Below are 16,478 nucleotides of genomic sequence, written 5' to 3'. Positions count from 1 at the left end.
GGCGGCGGGCGGGCAGAATGGCAGCCATGACCACGGGTAACCCGAGCCGCGCCGATGTGAACCGCCGCCGCATCCTGGACGTCGCGCTCGCCGAACTGCTGCGTGACCCCGACGCGTCCATGGACCAGATCGCGCGGGCGGCGGGGGTCGTACGGCGCACGGTCTACGGGCATTTCCCCAGCCGCGAGGCGCTGGTCGGCACCCTGACCGACGAGGCCGTGGCGGCGGTCGCGGCGGCGCACGCGGCGGGCCGCGAAGGGGTCGCGGACCCGGCCGAGTCACTGGCCCGCTCGACCCTGGCCGTCTGGGAGATCGCCGACCGCTACCGGCTGCTGGTCGCCCTCGCCCAGCGCAGCGTCACCATGCAGGGGATCCGTGAACGTCTGACGCCGGTCCGCGAGGCCTGCGCGGAGATTCTCCGGCGCGGCCTGGAGCAGGGCGTGTTCGACTCGCCGCTGCCTCCGAACGCGCTGGCGTACGTGCACGAGCAGACCCTGTTCGCCCTCATGGAGGCGGTGAACGACGGTCTCCTGGCAGCGGAGGAGGCGGGCGGCTCCGCCACGGTCACCATGCTGACCGCGGCGGGCGTACCCGCCTCACGCGCCACCGAACTGGTGGCGAAGCTGAGCGTCTGAGTCCCCGGAGGCGGTCAGGGACCTCCGGGGACCCGGCCGTTCCCAGCCGTGCACCGGGCGGCCGGGCCTGTGGGGGGGGGTGCCCTGCCGCCCGGCATCCCGGGGCCTGTCGGACGGGGAGTGCCGGACAGGCCCCGGGAGCTCCTCGGACGCGCCCTACGCCGTGGCCGGCTCCTTCTCCCCGCCCTGCTCCGGCACGTCCGCGTGGACGTCGGCGGAGGCGTCGGCGTCGTCCAGCAGGGTCTTCTCGTCGAAGGGAAGCTGTCCGGCGAGAACTCGGGACACCCGCTCCTTGTCGATCTCCTTCGTCCAGGTTCCGATCAGGACCGTGGCCACGGCGTTGCCGGCGAAGTTCGTCAGCGCGCGTGCCTCGCTCATGAAACGGTCGATGCCGACGATGAGGCCGACGCCGTCCACCAGGGCGGGCTTGTGCGACTGGAGGCCGCCGGCCAGCGTGGCGAGGCCCGCCCCGCTGACGCCGGCCGCGCCCTTGGACGCGACCAGGAGGAAGAGCAGGAGCGGGATCTGCTCCCCGATCGACATGGGCGTGCCCATCGCGTCGGCGATGTAGAGCGAGGCCATGGTCATGTAGATCATCGTGCCGTCGAGGTTGAAGGAGTAGCCGGTCGGGACGGTGATGCCGACGACCGGCTTGCCGACGCCCAGGTGCTCCATCTTCGCGATGAGCCGCGGCAGGGCGGACTCGGAGGAGGAGGTGGACAGGATCAGCAGGAACTCGCGGCCCAGGTACTTGAAGAGCGTGAGGATGTTCAGGCCCGTCACCACCCGCAGCAGCGTGCCGAGCACGATGAAGACGAACAGGAAACAGGTGACGTAGAAGCCGAGCATCAGCACGGCGAGACTCTTGAGCGCGTCCAGGCCCGCGGAACCGGTGACGGCGGCGATCGCGCCGAAGGCACCCAGCGGGGCGGCCCACATGACCATGGCGAGGATCCGGAACACGAGCCGCTGGATGTGCTCCACCCCGCGCAGGACCGGCTGCCCGGCCGCTCCCATGGCCTGGAGGGCGAACCCGGTCAGGAGCGCGACGAGCAGGGTCTGCAGGACCTGGCCCTCGGTGAACGCCGAGACCATCGTGGTCGGGATGATCGAGAGCACGAAGTCGACCGGCGGCAGCGCCTCCGCCGACACCTGGCCCTGGCCGGCCTCCTTGACCGCGTCGGTCATCGCCAGGCTGCTGCCCGGCTCCAGGATGTTGCCGACGACCAGACCGATGGCCAGCGCGACCAGCGACATGACCAGGAAGTAGCCGAGCGCGATACCGCCGACGGCGCCGACCTTGGCGGCCTTGCGGACCGAGCCGATGCCCAGCACGATCGTGCAGAAGATGATCGGGGAGATCATCATCTTGATCAGGTTCACGAAGCCCGTACCGATGGGCTTGAGCTCGACGGCGAAGTCGGGGGCGATCAGGCCCACCGCGATCCCGAGGGCCACGGCGCCGATCACGGCGATGTACAGATAGTGCGTGCGGTCCCGCTTGGCGGCGGGTGCGGCAGGTGCCGTTTGCGGCGTGCTGGCCACGGCTGCCCTCCTTGACGACGTCATCGGCATCATCCGGCGTGCGACTCACGACCGGCGGACCCGGCGTGCGGCTCACGTCCGGGGATCCGGAAGGCTTCGCTCCCGGGCTGAGGGGACTATCTCCCGGCGTGTGAGGGTGGTCACCCTTCCGTTCATTGAGTTCACAGACCCCACCGGAACCGCCCGGCCGAGCCCGTACGCCGAGCCTGTACAGCCCGAGGCGCACGCGGCCGGGCGAGGCACACTGAACGGCATGCGTCTTCCCCGTGTCCCGCGACCGCGCAGCCTGGCCGGCCAGCTCTTCGGCATGCAGGCCGTGCTCATCGCGGTCCTCGTCGCCGGGTACGCGCTGTTCACCTACGTCGGCGACCGCAGCCAGGCCGAGGAGGCCGCGGGCCGTCAGGCGATGGCGGTCGCGCGCTCGGTCGCGGACTCCCCGTCCGTCCACGCGGCCATCGGCACGGCGAACCCCACCGCAGAGCTCCAGCCGTACTCCCTGCGCGTGCAGCGGGACACCCGCGTCGACTTCGTGACCATCATGGATCCGCGCGGCATCCGCTGGACGCACCCCGAGGAGAAGCAGATAGGCAAGCACTTCCTCGGACACATCGGCCCGGCGCTGAGGGGCACCTCCTTCACGGAGACGTTCACGGGCAGCCTCGGCGCCTCCGTACGCGCCGTCACCCCGATCAAGGAGGGCGAGCGGACCATCGGCCTGGTCAGCTCGGGCATCAAGGTCGAGGCGATCACCGAACGCGTCCAGGACCAGGTGACGGCCCTGATCTGGGTCGCGACCGGGGCGCTGCTGCTGGGCGCCGTCGGCACGTACGTCATCAACGCCCGGCTGCGGCGCTCCACCCACGGCATGAACGCGGCCGAGCTGAGCCGGATGCACGACTACCACCAGGCCGCGCTGCACGCCGTACGCGAGGGGCTGCTGATGCTGGACGGACAGTTCCGGGTGGCGCTGATGAACGACGGCGGACGGGAGCTGCTCGGCACCACGAACGACGTGGTGGGCCGTTCGGTGGCCGAACTCGGGCTGCCCGCGCCGCTGACGGGCGCGCTGCTGTCGGCGGAGCCCCGCGTGGACGAGGTCCATCTGACGGACACGCGGGTGCTGGTGGTGAACACCTCCCCGGTGTCCGGCGGCGAACGCCGCGGCACGGTGGTCACCCTGCGCGACGTGACCGAACTCCAGTCACTGACGGGAGAACTGGACTCGGAGCGCGGCTTCACCCAGGCGCTGCGCTCACAGGCGCACGAGGCGGCGAACCGTCTGCACACGGTGGTCTCCCTCATCGAACTGGGCCGCGCCGAGGAGGCCGTCGACTTCGCCACCGCCGAACTGGAGCTGGCGCAGGCGCTCACCGACGAGGTGATCTCCGCGGTCAGCGAACCGGTCCTCGCCGCGCTGCTGCTGGGCAAGGCGGCGCAGGCGAACGAGCGCGGTGTGGAGCTCGTGGTCTCCGAGGACAGCGGCATCGACGACGGACTTCTCCCGGCCTCGCTCACTCCGCGCGACCTGGTCACCGTGCTCGGCAACCTGATCGACAACGCGATGGACGCGGCGCAGGGGACGGCGGGCGCCTGCGTCACGGTGACGGCGTTCACCGAGGAGTCGGCCCTGGTGCTGCGGGTCGCCGACACCGGCGCCGGGGTGGACCCCGCCCACGCCGAGCAGGTCTTCCGGCGCGGCTGGTCCACGAAACCGGCGGGCCCCGGCGGCCGTGGTCTCGGCCTGGCCCTGGCCCGCCAGACGGTGAGCCGGCACGCGGGCACGCTGAACGTGCGCGAAGGAACGGACGGCGGAGCGGAGTTCGAGGTACGCCTGCCGCTCCCCACCACACCCGCCGACCCGGCGCCGCTCCTGCCGTCCGAGACCGTTCCGCCCGGAGGTGGCGCATGAGCGATCCGATCCGCGTGCTCGTCGTCGAGGACGATCCGGTGGCCGCCGACGCGCACGTCATGTACGTCGGCCGGGTGCCCGGCTTCACGGCGGTGGGCAAGGTCCACACAGGTGCGCAGGCGCGCCGCGCGCTGGACCGTACGCCCGTGGACCTGCTGCTGCTCGACCTGCATCTGCCGGACACGCACGGCCTCCAGCTCGCGCGCTCGCTGCGCGCCGCCGGCCATCGCGCGGACGTCATCGCGGTGACCTCCGCGCGGGACCTGGCGGTCGTACGGGAGGGGGTGTCGCTCGGCGTCGTCCAGTACGTGCTGAAGCCGTTCACCTTCGCCACCCTGCGCGACCGGCTGATCCGGTACGCGGAGTTCCGCGCGGCGGCCGGCGAGGCGAGCGGCCAGGCCGAGGTGGACCGCGCGCTGGCCGCCCTGCGGGCTCCCGGCCCGGCCGCGCTGCCCAAGGGCCTGAGCGCGCCGACCCTGGAACGCGTGAGTGTCACCCTCAGGGACCACGCGGACGGACTGACGGCGGCCAAGGCCGCCGAGGCCGTCGGCATCTCCCGGATCACGGCCCGGCGCTATCTGGAACACCTGGTGGAGGGGGGCCGGGCGGCACGCGCCCCGCAGTACGGGACGGTCGGACGGCCGGAGCTCCAGTACCGCTGGATCAAGGGCTGACCCGCCGGACCGGCTCCCCGCGGACCGATCCGGCGCCGGCAGGTCGAAGACCCCTCGGCGGAGGGACCGGTCGCCCTCGTCCGGCTGTCGGGGCGGAACGCCCCCGACGTCACGGCGAATTCAGGGCTGCGGCCGAAACCGTATGTTCCTACAATCTGTGATTGTGGCCGAACAGACTGTAGTCACCGCTGCCCCCGGCCCATACCTTGTGCGCGTGCACCAACCGCAAGCCCAACAGCCCACCCCGCCCTTCAACGCCCCGGCCGCCCGAAGACTGCGGGCAGCGCTCGGAATGGGGCCCGAGCACGTCGCGTACGGCCTGAGAGCCTCGTACGGGCTGCCGTACGCCACACCCGATCTGGTCACCGCCTGGGAGCGTGGCATCGCCGCGCCGAGCAGTCCCGAACTCACCGCTCTCGCAGGCGTGTTGTGGTGTTCCGCGAGTGAACTCATAGGCGCGCCACGCACGTTGCGCGAACACCGCGTCGCCCGTGATCTCGCCCCGGAGGACGTGGCACATGCCGTCGGGATCGAACTCCTCGCCTACGAACGGATGGAGGAGTCCGGCACCTGGCGCGGGAACGAGCGGCAGTCGACCGCGCTGGCCAAGGCACTCGACCTGTCGCTGTCCGACTTCATCACGGTGACGGGCCGCGACGGCCGCCTCGCCGACCTGCTGCGCAGCGCCGTGACGACGCGGTGGCAGGCCTCTGTGCGCCCGGTCGCGAAGGTGGTGCCGCTGGAGCGTGACGTCCTGGAGGTCGTGCTCCAGGAGCTGCACACCGGCTACCAGGGGCGGACGGCCGCCACACTGAACTGGGGCGGCGGTCCGGCCACCACCGGCTCCGGCGAGTCCGGCCAGGACTTCCTCGACCGGATCGTCGATCATTTCTGGACAGCTGTCCGCGCGAGCTCGTACTGACATTCCGGACCATTCCGGACCCATGGGGGGACCACGGCCCCGGGCGGAAGCCGCCGACGGGGCCGTGGTCCGACACCCGGCCGGGCGCCGGACCGGCCTTCCGTCTCCGGGTCCCTGGGCCTGGAAGTCCGGGTCCCGAGACCCTGACAGTCCAGGTCCCGGGGGCCGGAGTCCAGGTCCCGGGGCCTAGAAGACCGACTCCGCCTCGTCCATCCGGTCCTTCGGCACGGTCTTCAGTTCGGTGGTCGCGTCCGCGAGCGGCACCATCTCGATGTCCGTGCCGCGCAGCGCGGTCATCCTGCCGAAGTCGCCGCGGTGCGCGGCCTCGACGGCGTGCCAGCCGAAGCGGGTGGCGAGGACGCGGTCGTACGCGGTCGGCGTGCCGCCGCGCTGGATGTGGCCGAGGATGACCGGCTTGGCCTCCTTGCCGAGGCGGCGCTCCAGCTCGAACGCGAGGGCCGTGCCGATGCCCTGGAAGCGCTCGTGGCCGAACTTGTCGATCGCGCCGTGGCCGTAGTCCATGGTGCCCTCGGCGGGGTGGGCGCCCTCGGCGACACAGATGACGGCGAACCGCTTGCCGCGCGCGAAGCGCTCCTCGACCATCGCGACGAGGTCGGACGGGTCGAAGGGACGCTCGGGCAGACAGATGCCGTGGGCGCCGGCCGCCATGCCGGACTCCAGGGCGATCCAGCCCGCGTGCCGGCCCATGACCTCGACGACCATCACTCGCTGGTGGGACTCGGCCGTCGTCTTCAGACGGTCCATGGCCTCCGTGGCGACACCGACGGCGGTGTCGAAGCCGAAGGTGCGGTCCGTCGCGGAGATGTCGTTGTCGATGGTCTTCGGCACGCCGACCACCGGCAGACCCGCGTCCGACAGCATCCGCGCCGCCGTGAGCGTGCCCTCGCCGCCGATCGGGATGAGCACGTCGATACCGAACTCGCGCGCCATGTCCTGGGCGTTGTCGCAGGCCTCGCGGAGCCGGTCGCGCTGGAGCCGGGAGGAGCCGAGGATGGTGCCGCCGCGGGCGAGGATGCCGCTGACCGCGTTGAGATCGAGGGTGCGGTAATGGCCGTCGAGGAGCCCGGCGTAGCCGTCCTCGAAGCCGATGACCTCGTCCCCGAAGTTGGTGACCGCTCGGTGCACGACCGACCGGATCACTGCGTTCAGGCCAGGGCAGTCGCCGCCTGCGGTGAGAACTCCGATGCGCATCGTGCTGTGTCTCCTGCTCCCTGCCGGTTCGTGTGAGCCGCTTCGATTGTTTCACGGCCCGGGGTGACCCGCCGATTCCGTCCGCCGCCACCCGCGCGGCCCGGAGGCCGCCCCCGGCTGACCGGCACGTTTCTCCTGGCGGGCGTCCTAGCCAGCGCCGGAGGTATTGTCAAGAGGGTTCTGCTCACGTTGGTGGGCCCTTTTTCCGAGCCCAGACACCGCCTGGCGACGAAACGGATGGAGAGCACGCGTGACGCGCAGCGTGTACGTGACCGGGATCGACCGAGGTGACGGCCGTCAGGTCGTCGAACTGGGGGTCATGGAACTGCTGACCCGCCAGGTCGACCGGGTGGGGGTGTTCCGTCCGCTCGTGCACGACGGTCCGGACCGGCTCTTCGAGCTGCTGCGGGCCCGCTACCGGCTGCCGCAGGACCCGGCGACGGTCTACGGCATGGACTACCACGAGGCGTCCGCGCTCCAGGCCGAGCAGGGCACCGACGAGCTGGTGTCCACGCTCGTCGACCGGTTCCACCGGGTCTCCCGCGACTACGACGTCGTCCTCGTCCTCGGCACCGACTTCGCCGGCACCCAGGTGCCCGACGAGCTGGCGCTCAACGCCCGTCTGGCCAACGAGTTCGCCGCGTCCGTGATCCCGGTCGTCGGCGGCCGGGGCCAGAGCGCCGAGTCGGTGCGCGCCGAGACCCGCAACGCCTACCGCGCGTACGACGGGCTCGGGTGCGACGTCCTCGCCATGGTGGTGAACCGGGTGGCCCCCGAGGACCGCACGGCGATCGTGGAACGGCTCGACTCCCGGCTCCCGGTGCCCTGTTACGTCCTTCCGGACGAACCCGCGCTCTCCGCCCCCACGGTCGCGCAGATCACCCACGCGCTCGGCGGCACGGTGCTCCTCGGCGACGACGCGGGGCTCGCCCGTGACGCGCTCGGCTTCATCTTCGGCGGAGCGATGCTGCCGAACTTCCTGAAGGCGCTGACCCCGGGATGCCTCGTGGTCACGCCGGGGGACCGGGCCGATCTGGTGATCGGCTCGCTCGCCGCGCACAGCGCCGGCACCCCGCCCATAGCCGGCATCCTGCTCACCCTGGACGAGCGGCCCGGCAGCGAGATCCTCACGCTCGCGGCCCGCCTCGCGCCCGGCACCCCGGTCGTCTCGGTGGCCGGTAACTCCTTCCCCACCGCGGAGGCGCTCTTCGCCATGGAGGGCAAGCTGAACGCGGCCACGCCCCGCAAGGCGGAGACCGCGCTCGGCCTGTTCGAGCGGCATGTGGACACCGCCGACCTGCTGAAGCGGGTCTCCGCGCCCAGCAGCGACCGGCTCACCCCGATGATGTTCGAGCACCAGCTCCTGGAGCAGGCCCGCTCGGACCGGCGTCGCGTCGTGCTGCCCGAGGGCACCGAGGAGCGCGTCCTGCACGCCACCGAGGTGCTGCTGCGCCGGGGTGTGTGCGATCTGACCCTGCTGGGCCCGGTCGACCAGATCCGCAAGAAGGCCGCCGACCTCGGCATCGACATCAGCGGCACCCAGCTCATCGACCCGCAGACGTCACCGCTGCGGGACTCCTTCGCCGAGAAGTACGCCGAACTGCGCGCCCACAAGGGGGTCACGATCGAGCTGGCCTACGACGTCGTCGCCGATGTGAACTACTTCGGCACGCTCATGGTGCAGGAGGGCCTCGCCGACGGGATGGTGTCGGGGGCCGTGCACTCGACGGCCGCGACGATCCGGCCCGCGTTCGAGATCATCAAGACCAGGCCGGAGTCACGGATCGTCTCGTCCGTCTTCTTCATGTGCCTGGCCGACAAGGTCCTGGTCTACGGCGACTGCGCGGTGAACCCCGACCCGAACGCCGAGCAGCTCTGCGACATCGCCATCTCCTCGGCCGCCACCGCGCGGCAGTTCGGTGTCGAGCCGCGGATCGCGATGCTGTCGTACTCCACGGGCACCTCGGGTTCGGGCGCCGACGTCGACAAGGTGCGCGAGGCGACCGAGCTAGTGCGCGCGCGCCGGGGCGACCTGCGGATCGAGGGGCCGATCCAGTACGACGCCGCCGTCGAGCCGTCGGTCGCGGCGACCAAGCTGCCGGGCTCGAAGGTCGCCGGACAGGCGTCCGTGCTGATCTTCCCCGACCTCAACACCGGCAACAACACCTACAAGGCCGTGCAGCGTTCGGCCGGCGCGATCGCCGTCGGCCCGGTGCTCCAGGGTCTGCGCAAGCCCGTCAACGACCTGTCCCGCGGCGCGCTCGTCCAGGACATCGTCAACACGGTCGCCATCACGGCGATCCAGTCCCAGACCCCCGACCAGAAGGCTGCCCGTCCGTGAGCGCCCACCCGTCCCCCTCGGCCGCCGCGCCGAAGGAGCCCGCCGCCCCGCCGGCCGTGCGGGTCCTCGTCCTCAACTCCGGCTCGTCGTCGGTGAAGTACCAGTTGCTCGACATGCGCGACGGCACCCGTCTGGCCGTCGGCCTGGTGGAGCGCATCGGCGAGGGAACCTCCCTGCTGCGGCACACCACGCGAACGACGGGCGAGACCCGCGAGAGGGCCGACACGTTCGCCGACCACGACGCCGCGCTGAAGGCGATGGCGGAGGAACTGGCGGTGGACGGACTCGGCCTGGACTCCCCCGAACTGGCCGCCATCGGCCACCGGGTGGTGCACGGCGGGCAGACCTTCACCGAACCGACGGTCATCGACGACACGGTGCTCGCCGAGATCGAGCGGCTGATCCCGGTCGCTCCGCTGCACAACCCGGCGAACCTCACCGGCATCCGCACCGCGATGGCGCTGCGCCCGGACCTCCCCCAGGTCGCCATCTTCGACACCGCGTTCCACACGACGATGCCGGAGGCGGCCGCGCGCTACGCGATCGACGTGGCGACCGCCGACGAGCACCGCATCCGCCGGTACGGCTTCCACGGCACCTCGCACGCCTACGTCTCCCGGACGACCGCCGAACTGCTCGGCAAGGCGCCCGAGGAGGTCAACGTCATCGTGCTGCACCTGGGCAACGGGGCCTCGGCGTCCGCGGTCAGGGGCGGGCGGTGCGTGGACACCTCGATGGGGCTCACTCCTCTGGAGGGGCTGGTGATGGGAACGCGGTCCGGCGACGTGGACCCGGCCGTCATCTTCCATTTGGAGCGCGTTGGCGGCATGTCCACGGACGAGATCGACACTCTTCTCAACAAGAAGAGCGGTCTGATCGGTCTGTGCGGCGACAACGACATGCGGGAGATCCGCCGCCGTGTCGACGAGGGGGACGAACAGGCCCGGCTCGCCTTCGACATCTACATCCACCGGCTGAAGAAGTACATCGGCGCCTACTACGCGGTCCTCGGCCGGGTGGACGCCGTCGCCTTCACCGCCGGAGTGGGTGAGAACGCCGCCCCGGTGCGCGAGGCCGCGATCAGAGGACTGGAGGAACTGGGGCTCGCGGTCGACGGCGAACTGAACGCCGTGCGCGGTGAGGAGCCCCGGCTCATCTCACCGCCGTACGCGCGCGTCGCGGTCGCCGTCGTGCCGACGGACGAGGAACTGGAAATCGCCACACAGACGTACGCGCTGGTCGGAAAGGGCAATGCCTGAGCGGGCCGGAAAGCCACGCCTGAGCACCCGCCCGCCCATTTGTATCTTCCGCCAGACGGAATATTCCGTTGCGAAACAAACCGATAGGATCGCCCCATGCGCCGTTCGAAAATCGTCTGTACTCTCGGCCCCGCGGTCGACTCCCACGAGAAGCTGGTCGAGCTGATCCAGGCCGGTATGAATGTGGCCCGTTTCAACTTCAGCCACGGATCCCACGCCGAGCACCAGGGCCGGTACGACCGTGTCCGGGCCGCCTCGGCCGAGACCGGTGTCGCCATCGGCGTGCTCGCCGACCTGCAGGGTCCGAAGATCCGCCTGGAGACCTTCGCCGAAGGCCCCGTCGAGCTGGAGCGTGGCGACGAGTTCGTCATCACGGCCGAGGACGTGCCGGGTGACAAGCACATCTGCGGCACCACCTACAAGGGCCTGCCCGGCGACGTCTCCCACGGCGACCAGATCCTCATCAACGACGGCAACGTGGAGCTGCGCGTCGTCGAGATCGACGGCCCCCGGGTCAAGACGGTCGTCATCGAGGGCGGCGTGATCTCCGACCACAAGGGCATCAACCTGCCCGGCGCGGCCGTGAACGTGCCCGCGCTGTCGGAGAAGGACGTCGAGGACCTGCGCTTCGCCCTGCGGATGGGCTGCGACATGGTCGCCCTGTCCTTCGTGCGCGACGCCGACGACGTGAACGACGTCCACAAGGTGATGGACGAGGAGGGCCGCCGCGTCCCCGTCATCGCCAAGGTGGAGAAGCCGCAGGCGGTCGACAACATGGAGGGCGTCGTCGCGGCGTTCGACGCCGTCATGGTGGCCCGTGGCGACCTGGCCGTCGAGTACCCGCTGGAGCGGGTCCCGATGGTGCAGAAGCGACTCGTGGAGCTGTGCCGCCGCAACGCCAAGCCGGTGATCGTGGCGACCCAGATGATGGAGTCGATGATCACCAACTCCCGTCCGACGCGCGCCGAGGCCTCCGACGTGGCCAACGCGATCCTGGACGGCGCCGACGCGGTCATGCTGTCGGCCGAGTCCAGCGTGGGCGCGTACCCGGTCGAGACAGTGAAGACGATGTCGAAGATCGTCGTCGCGGCCGAGGAGGAGCTCCTCTCCAAGGGCCTGCAGCCGCTGGTCCCGGGCAAGAAGCCGCGCACGCAGGGTGGTTCGGTCGCCCGCGCCGCCTGCGAGATCGCCGACTTCCTCGGCGGCAAGGGCCTGGTGGCCTTCACCAAGTCCGGTGACACCGCCCGCCGGCTCTCCCGCTACCGCGCCGCCCAGCCGATCCTGGCCTTCACCACGGACGAGGGCACCCGCAACCAGCTGACGCTGAGCTGGGGCGTCGAGTCCCACGTCGTGCCGTTCGTGAAGAGCACCGACGAGATGGTCGAACTGGTCGACCGCGAGCTGCAGAAGCTCAAGCGGTTCAACGAGGGCGACGTCGTCGTGATCACCGCCGGTTCGCCCCCCGGCGTCGCCGGCACCACCAACATGGTCCGGGTGCACCACCTGGGCGAGGCCGACCGCGCCTGATCCCCGCCCGCCGTACGCCGCTGAGGGCGCCCCCTGTGAACAGGGGGCGCCCTCAGCGTTTGTGCGGCTCCCGGACGGGCTCTGGACGACTCAGCCGGTCGTGTACTGGTGGAGTCCGGGGACGTGCAGGGTGCCGCCGAACTGGCCGGCCTGAACGACCTTCACCTTGGTGAAGTAGATCAGCGGGATGTTCAGCGGCGGAGGGTTGTCCGGGTCGAACGTGACGGGGATGAGCCCGAGCAGGTTCCCGGAGATGCTCTCCGTGTACATGATCGTCTTGCCGTCACGGATGGTGGACGTCGAACCCGAGGCGGCCTGCACGTGGTAGGTCTTGCCGGACTGCTTGTCGTTCACGGTCTGGTGGAGATCGCCGATGTCGGTACCGTCGGATATGACGTACTTCAGCACCTTCTTGACGGTGCCGTCGGCGGTCCTCACCTTGACTATGCCCTGGTAGTCGGCGCCCTTGAGCAGCAGCGAACTGGCGTTGAGGTACCAGGGATCGGTCGGCAGGGCGACCTGGTTGTCCACGCCGCCCTCGTCGTCGGTGGCGACAGGGCAGTCCGCGGCGTCCGTGGTGGCGCTCGCGGAGGGGCTGGGCGTCGCGGTGGCCTCGGCGGCCTTGTCCTCGACCGTCTCGGTGGTGTCCGACGCGGCCTTCGACGCCGCGTCGGTGACCTTGTCGGTGGTGTCCTCGACCGTCTCGGTGACCTTGTCGGTCGTGTCCTTGACGGTCTCCGCGGCACCCTTGTCGTCCGACGTGTCCGAGCCGGCGGTCGCGCTCGCCGAGGCGGACGGCGCCGGAGTGGAGCTCGCCGTCTCGTCGGGCGTGAGGATGTCCTTGATGGCGTCGCCGACGCCCAGCGGGTCGAGCGGGTTCTTGCTGCTCTCGGTCGCCGAAGGGGCCGGCGTGGAGGCAGCGCTGTCCGCCGCCTTCTCCTGCGTGCTCGCGGAGGCCGACGGGGACGCGGTGGGCTCGGCCTTGTCGTCGGAACCTGAATCCGACGAAGAGGACGTGTCCTTGTCCGTCGAGCCCGACGACGCGGAGGGGCTCGGCGTGGCCTGGTCCGAGGACGGGCTCGCGCTCGTGCTCGCCGAGGCGGAGGGCGACGCCGTGTCCGACGCCTCCTCACCGGCAACGGCCTCGACGCACGCCTGGTACTCCTCGGCCGTGAGGCTCTTGGAGGTGGAGTGGTCGTCGGCCTGGGCGAGCGTCGGGGTGAACCCCATGCCCATGAGCACCGCCGTCGGCATCGCCGCTATGGCTATCACCTTGCCGGCGGGCATCTGGAACCTGGTGAACAGCGGCTTCCTCGGGGCCGCGTGGCGCGGCCCGGTTCTCACACGGGACTCCTCCACATCAATCCCGTGGGTCACCTCGTCAGCCGGCACTGCGCCTCCCGTTCGCCCCGTTGCTCGGGCTCGTTCCTGACAGATCGTTCGGGTCGCCCGCACCGTCGGCCGCCTCGTACCCGATGGGCTCGGCCGCCGAACCGTCCGGCGTGTCCTGCTTGGCGAGGGAACCCGACGCGGCGTAGCCCTCCTCGGGCTCTCCGGGAACCCAGGAGACCGCCATGGCACCGCCGAGCAGGGAGAACAGGAAGCCGATCAGGAAGCCGCCCAGGTTGGCCACCGGAATGGACACCAGGGCGAGAAGGATCGCGGCGACACCCGCGAACGTCCGTACGTGCTTCTGGAACCAGAGGCTGATCCCGAGCACGACGAGGAGTACGCCGATGATCAGGGACCCGGCACCGGCGGTGGTGGACATCGCCAGCGTCAGATGGCCGAGGTGAAGGTGCGCGTACGGGAAGTAGGCGATGGGGAAACCGCCGAACACGATGTACAGACCCGCCCAGAACGGGCGATCGCCCCTCCAGGTACGGAAGTTCCGCCGGAACACCTGAAGGTAGTGCTCATCGTTCTGGCCGGGCGCGGCAGGGGTCTCGGCGCTCATGGAAACAGCTCCCTGGAACGGCATTGCTATGAGAAGTACGCGTTGAGTGCTCCGCGTACGACGGGCGGAGCGGGCGGAGTGGGCGAAGCGGCCTGAGCCTCCTCGCCCACCCCTGGGGTGCTCAGTAGCACTCGTGGGTGCCGGCCTTGACCGACATCTTCAGACCGCTGAGCTTGAACGTGCCGGCGGTGGTCGCCCACGCCGTCTGCTTCACATCGGTCAGCACGGCCTTCTCGGCCTGCTGGGCGAACCCGTAGGGGTTGGCCTGCTCGCCGCCGCCCTTCATGCCCGGACCCTTGCTGGCGTCCTTGGCGGCAACACCGATGTCGATGTTCGTGAACGTCGCGTCGGCGCCGAGGTCCTCGACATCGATGTAGAGGTTGTCGGCGTGAACCGGCGTGCTGCCGCCACCGGCCTTCAGCACGAGGCTGACAGAACCGAGCACCGGAATGTTCGGGGTGACGACGGACTGACACATGCTCGTGATGTCGGCGCTCTTGAACGCCGACACCGCGACGGGGTGCAGCGCAGCCTTGCCGTCGAGGCCCGTGCCCTGGTCCAGGGCTCCGTACTGCGAGAAGCCCGTTCCCTCAAGCTTGTCCGCGGTCACCTTGAAGGACTGACCGGAGACACTGAACGATGCGGCGAGAGCACCCTGCGCGAGGGCGACACCTATCGCTGCCGTGGCTGCCACGCTGGGCACCATGACGACGGCGAACCGCTTCCATCTGGTCCCGCCACGCACCTGAGACATATTTTTTCCTCCTTCTCGGACGTACATCTCCTGGCCCTGACTGCCACGTTGCGGCGGCTCAGTCGGGCAGGGATGGGAGAAGTGCTACGTCCTCGGGAAGGAGAGCGCCCGTACCCGGAGGTGCGAAATGCACCCGAATCACCGGCGATCACCCCCGAGCGACAACCACTGGTCGCGCCTGAACACATCACGCACAACCTGCTGGACAGGCTCCGCCGGACGGCGAAGACCCCCCTGCCCAAGAACCGATCGCACTGCTGTCGGCTCTACTCGGTGGGGACCCAGAAAGTCCGCCGACCCGATTGGCTGTCGGGGTGCGGGAATGGACCGAGCGTCGCCGATCGTGGTGCATTCTCGCCGCGTGCACAAGGGGGTTCGTTACTCGCTAGTAACGGCGCGATAACCGAAGAACGACCCGTCGGTATCGGGTGGCGACGCAGGGTGGCACCGCCAGGGGTGACACAGCGGTCAAATTCCGGACGGAATCAGACAGTTCAACGCTCTCGACTTACTACGAGTAACAGCGGCCGCGTTTACCAAGTTTTGGTAAAGCGCGGCCACATGCGTCCCTGTCGGCCAATCTTTCACCCGGGCATCACAGGCCCTGGCGTTTACGGACTGGTCAGAACAGCGCCCGGGCAAGGGCCCTGCGCGCCGCGACCACGCGGGGGTCGTCGGCACCGACGACCTCGAAGAGCTCCAACAGCCGCACGCGTACGGCGTCCCGGTCGTCGCCCGCCGTGCGCCGCACGGTGTCGATGAGACGCCCGAAGGCGTCCTCCACATGGCCGCCGACGAGGTCCAGATCGGCCCCCGCGATCTGCGCCGCCACGTCACCGGGCTTCTCGGCGGCCTCCCGGCGCACCCGCTGCGGGTCGAGACTCTGCACCCGCTGGAGCAACTCGGCCTGGGCCAGGCCCAGTTTGGCCTCCGTGTTGCCCGGGTCGTCGCCCAGCACGTTCTTGTACGCCTGGACGGCACCGCCGAAGTCGCCCGCGTCCAGCGCCTGCACGGCGGCCTCCAGCAGAGCGTCGTACGGTCCGGCCGGCACCTCCCGTGCCGCGGGGGACTCGCCCGGCCCGGCGTCGGCGTCGACCGTCAGGCCGGTCAGGCCGAAGCGCTGCTCGGCCACCTGGACGAGCTGGTCGAGGGTCCCGCGGATCTGCGCCTCGGCGGCGGCTCCCTGGAAGAGCGGCAGGGCCTGTCCGGCCACCACCGCGAATACGGCCGGGATCCCCTGGACCCCGAACTGCTGCATCAGCATCTGATTGGCGTCGACGTCGATCTTGGCGAGCACGAAGCGCCCGTTGTACTCGACGGCCAGCCGCTCCAGGAGCGGGCTCAGCTGCTTGCAGGGCTCGCACCACTCGGCCCAGAAGTCGATGACGACGGGCACCTCGGTGGAGCGCTGCAGGACATCCTGCTCGAATCCGGCCTCGTCGACGTCGATGACGAGGCTCGCGGGAGTCACGGCCCCGCCTCCGCCCTGCCTGGCGGATTCGGCTCGCGCCTGCTCCGCCTTCGACTTGGCCTCCTGGGCCGCCTTCACCGCGGCGAGGTCGACGACTCCGCTCATGGACATGTTCCGTGGCTGCATGAGTACATCCTCCCCCTTCCTCGCGCACGTGTGAAAAGCGTCGTGAAAGCCAGGCTGTGTCAGGCCTGTTCGGCGCCGGGTCCCCACCTGGCGCCTGTGCGGTTGTCGCCGCGGTCGAGCTTTCGCTACGAGTCGTAGCGTAACTG

At 70.3% G+C, this 16,478-nt stretch carries 13 protein-coding genes; 7 read left to right on the top strand and 6 right to left on the bottom strand.

Features of this window, described 5'->3' with window-relative positions; genetic code table 11:
- The first annotated feature begins 17 nt into the window (after positions 1 to 17).
- Complete coding sequence (locus tag OG410_RS28470; protein WP_329304279.1) at positions 18 to 635, top strand: TetR/AcrR family transcriptional regulator; 618 nt, start codon at positions 18 to 20, stop codon at positions 633 to 635.
- Between the two features lie 156 nt (positions 636 to 791).
- Here the strand turns inward: OG410_RS28470 and OG410_RS28465 are convergent, their stop codons facing one another.
- The gene (locus OG410_RS28465) at positions 792 to 2,204 is read right to left on the bottom strand and encodes a cation:dicarboxylate symporter family transporter (RefSeq protein ID WP_329301718.1); all 1,413 of its coding nucleotides are present in this window, start codon (positions 2,202 to 2,204) and stop codon (positions 792 to 794) included.
- 229 nt (positions 2,205 to 2,433) lie between these two features.
- On the opposite strand from OG410_RS28465, the gene OG410_RS28460 reads away from it, so the two are divergent.
- The 3 genes from OG410_RS28460 to OG410_RS28450 all read left to right on the top strand — a co-directional run bounded on the left by OG410_RS28460 (position 2,434) and on the right by OG410_RS28450 (position 5,685).
- A complete protein-coding gene (locus OG410_RS28460; RefSeq protein ID WP_329301717.1) occupies positions 2,434 to 4,089 on the top strand; it encodes a sensor histidine kinase in 1,656 nt (551 codons plus the stop codon).
- Positions 4,086 to 4,763, top strand: coding sequence for a response regulator (locus OG410_RS28455; RefSeq protein ID WP_329301716.1), 678 nt, complete (start codon positions 4,086 to 4,088; stop codon positions 4,761 to 4,763). Before OG410_RS28460 ends, OG410_RS28455 begins: the two co-directional genes overlap by 4 nt.
- A 208-nt stretch (positions 4,764 to 4,971) precedes the next feature.
- Positions 4,972 to 5,685, top strand: a complete 714-nt coding sequence (locus OG410_RS28450) for a helix-turn-helix domain-containing protein (protein ID WP_443063914.1) — start codon at positions 4,972 to 4,974, stop codon at positions 5,683 to 5,685.
- 186 nt (positions 5,686 to 5,871) lie between these two features.
- On the opposite strand, the gene OG410_RS28445 is transcribed toward OG410_RS28450, so the two are convergent.
- Positions 5,872 to 6,897: an ATP-dependent 6-phosphofructokinase gene (locus OG410_RS28445; RefSeq protein WP_329301715.1), complete on the bottom strand. Its 1,026-nt coding sequence runs from the start codon at positions 6,895 to 6,897 to the stop codon at positions 5,872 to 5,874.
- A gap of 250 nt (positions 6,898 to 7,147) precedes the next feature.
- Here OG410_RS28445 and pta point away from each other — a divergent pair, with 250 nt between their 5' ends.
- From pta to pyk, 3 genes are all read left to right on the top strand, one after another.
- Positions 7,148 to 9,238 carry a phosphate acetyltransferase gene (pta, locus tag OG410_RS28440; RefSeq protein ID WP_329301714.1) on the top strand — a complete coding sequence of 697 codons (2,091 nt, stop codon included), beginning with the start codon at positions 7,148 to 7,150 and terminating at the stop codon, positions 9,236 to 9,238.
- Between the two features lie 56 nt (positions 9,239 to 9,294).
- Positions 9,295 to 10,497 (top strand): acetate kinase, encoded by a 1,203-nt coding sequence (locus tag OG410_RS28435; RefSeq protein WP_443063913.1) that lies wholly within the window; start codon positions 9,295 to 9,297, stop codon positions 10,495 to 10,497.
- 96 nt (positions 10,498 to 10,593) lie between these two features.
- Positions 10,594 to 12,024, top strand: a complete 1,431-nt coding sequence (pyk, locus tag OG410_RS28430) for a pyruvate kinase (RefSeq protein ID WP_329301712.1) — start codon at positions 10,594 to 10,596, stop codon at positions 12,022 to 12,024.
- 90 nt (positions 12,025 to 12,114) lie between these two features.
- Here pyk and OG410_RS28425 read toward each other — a convergent pair whose 3' ends face one another.
- The 4 genes from OG410_RS28425 to OG410_RS28410 form a co-directional block, all read right to left on the bottom strand.
- Entirely contained in the window at positions 12,115 to 13,416 is a 1,302-nt protein-coding gene (locus OG410_RS28425) for a hypothetical protein (protein ID WP_329301711.1), read from the bottom strand.
- A complete protein-coding gene (locus OG410_RS28420; RefSeq protein ID WP_329301710.1) occupies positions 13,406 to 13,981 on the bottom strand; it encodes a DUF6114 domain-containing protein in 576 nt (191 codons plus the stop codon). The genes OG410_RS28425 and OG410_RS28420 overlap by 11 nt, the downstream gene beginning before the upstream one ends.
- 121 nt (positions 13,982 to 14,102) lie before the next feature.
- Positions 14,103 to 14,735, bottom strand: a complete 633-nt coding sequence (locus OG410_RS28415; protein WP_326785445.1) for a DUF6230 family protein — start codon at positions 14,733 to 14,735, stop codon at positions 14,103 to 14,105.
- Positions 14,736 to 15,357: 622 nt separating this feature from the next.
- On the bottom strand, positions 15,358 to 16,332 hold the full coding sequence (locus OG410_RS28410; protein ID WP_329301709.1) for a tetratricopeptide repeat protein: 975 nt from the start codon (positions 16,330 to 16,332) through the stop codon (positions 15,358 to 15,360).
- Positions 16,333 to 16,478 lie beyond the last annotated feature (146 nt).

It is taken from the genome of Streptomyces sp. NBC_00659, from assembly GCF_036226925.1.
Lineage (GTDB): Bacteria > Actinomycetota > Actinomycetes > Streptomycetales > Streptomycetaceae > Streptomyces.
Note: the sequence above shows the minus strand (reverse complement) of the source record. Positions and strands in the feature narration are given on the sequence as shown.

Excerpts from the sequence above, each read along its gene's own strand:
- OG410_RS28470 (WP_329304279.1), top strand. The coding sequence starts at position 18 with ATGGCAGCCATGACCACGGGTAACCCGAGCCGCGCCGATGTGAACCGC.
- OG410_RS28465 (WP_329301718.1), bottom strand. The coding sequence starts at position 2,204 with ATGACGTCGTCAAGGAGGGCAGCCGTGGCCAGCACGCCGCAAACGGCA.
- OG410_RS28460 (WP_329301717.1), top strand. The coding sequence starts at position 2,434 with ATGCGTCTTCCCCGTGTCCCGCGACCGCGCAGCCTGGCCGGCCAGCTC.
- OG410_RS28455 (WP_329301716.1), top strand. The coding sequence starts at position 4,086 with ATGAGCGATCCGATCCGCGTGCTCGTCGTCGAGGACGATCCGGTGGCC.
- OG410_RS28445 (WP_329301715.1), bottom strand. The coding sequence starts at position 6,897 with ATGCGCATCGGAGTTCTCACCGCAGGCGGCGACTGCCCTGGCCTGAAC.
- pyk (WP_329301712.1), top strand. The coding sequence starts at position 10,594 with ATGCGCCGTTCGAAAATCGTCTGTACTCTCGGCCCCGCGGTCGACTCC.
- OG410_RS28420 (WP_329301710.1), bottom strand. The coding sequence starts at position 13,981 with ATGAGCGCCGAGACCCCTGCCGCGCCCGGCCAGAACGATGAGCACTAC.
- OG410_RS28415 (WP_326785445.1), bottom strand. The coding sequence starts at position 14,735 with ATGTCTCAGGTGCGTGGCGGGACCAGATGGAAGCGGTTCGCCGTCGTC.
- OG410_RS28410 (WP_329301709.1), bottom strand. The coding sequence starts at position 16,332 with ATGCAGCCACGGAACATGTCCATGAGCGGAGTCGTCGACCTCGCCGCG.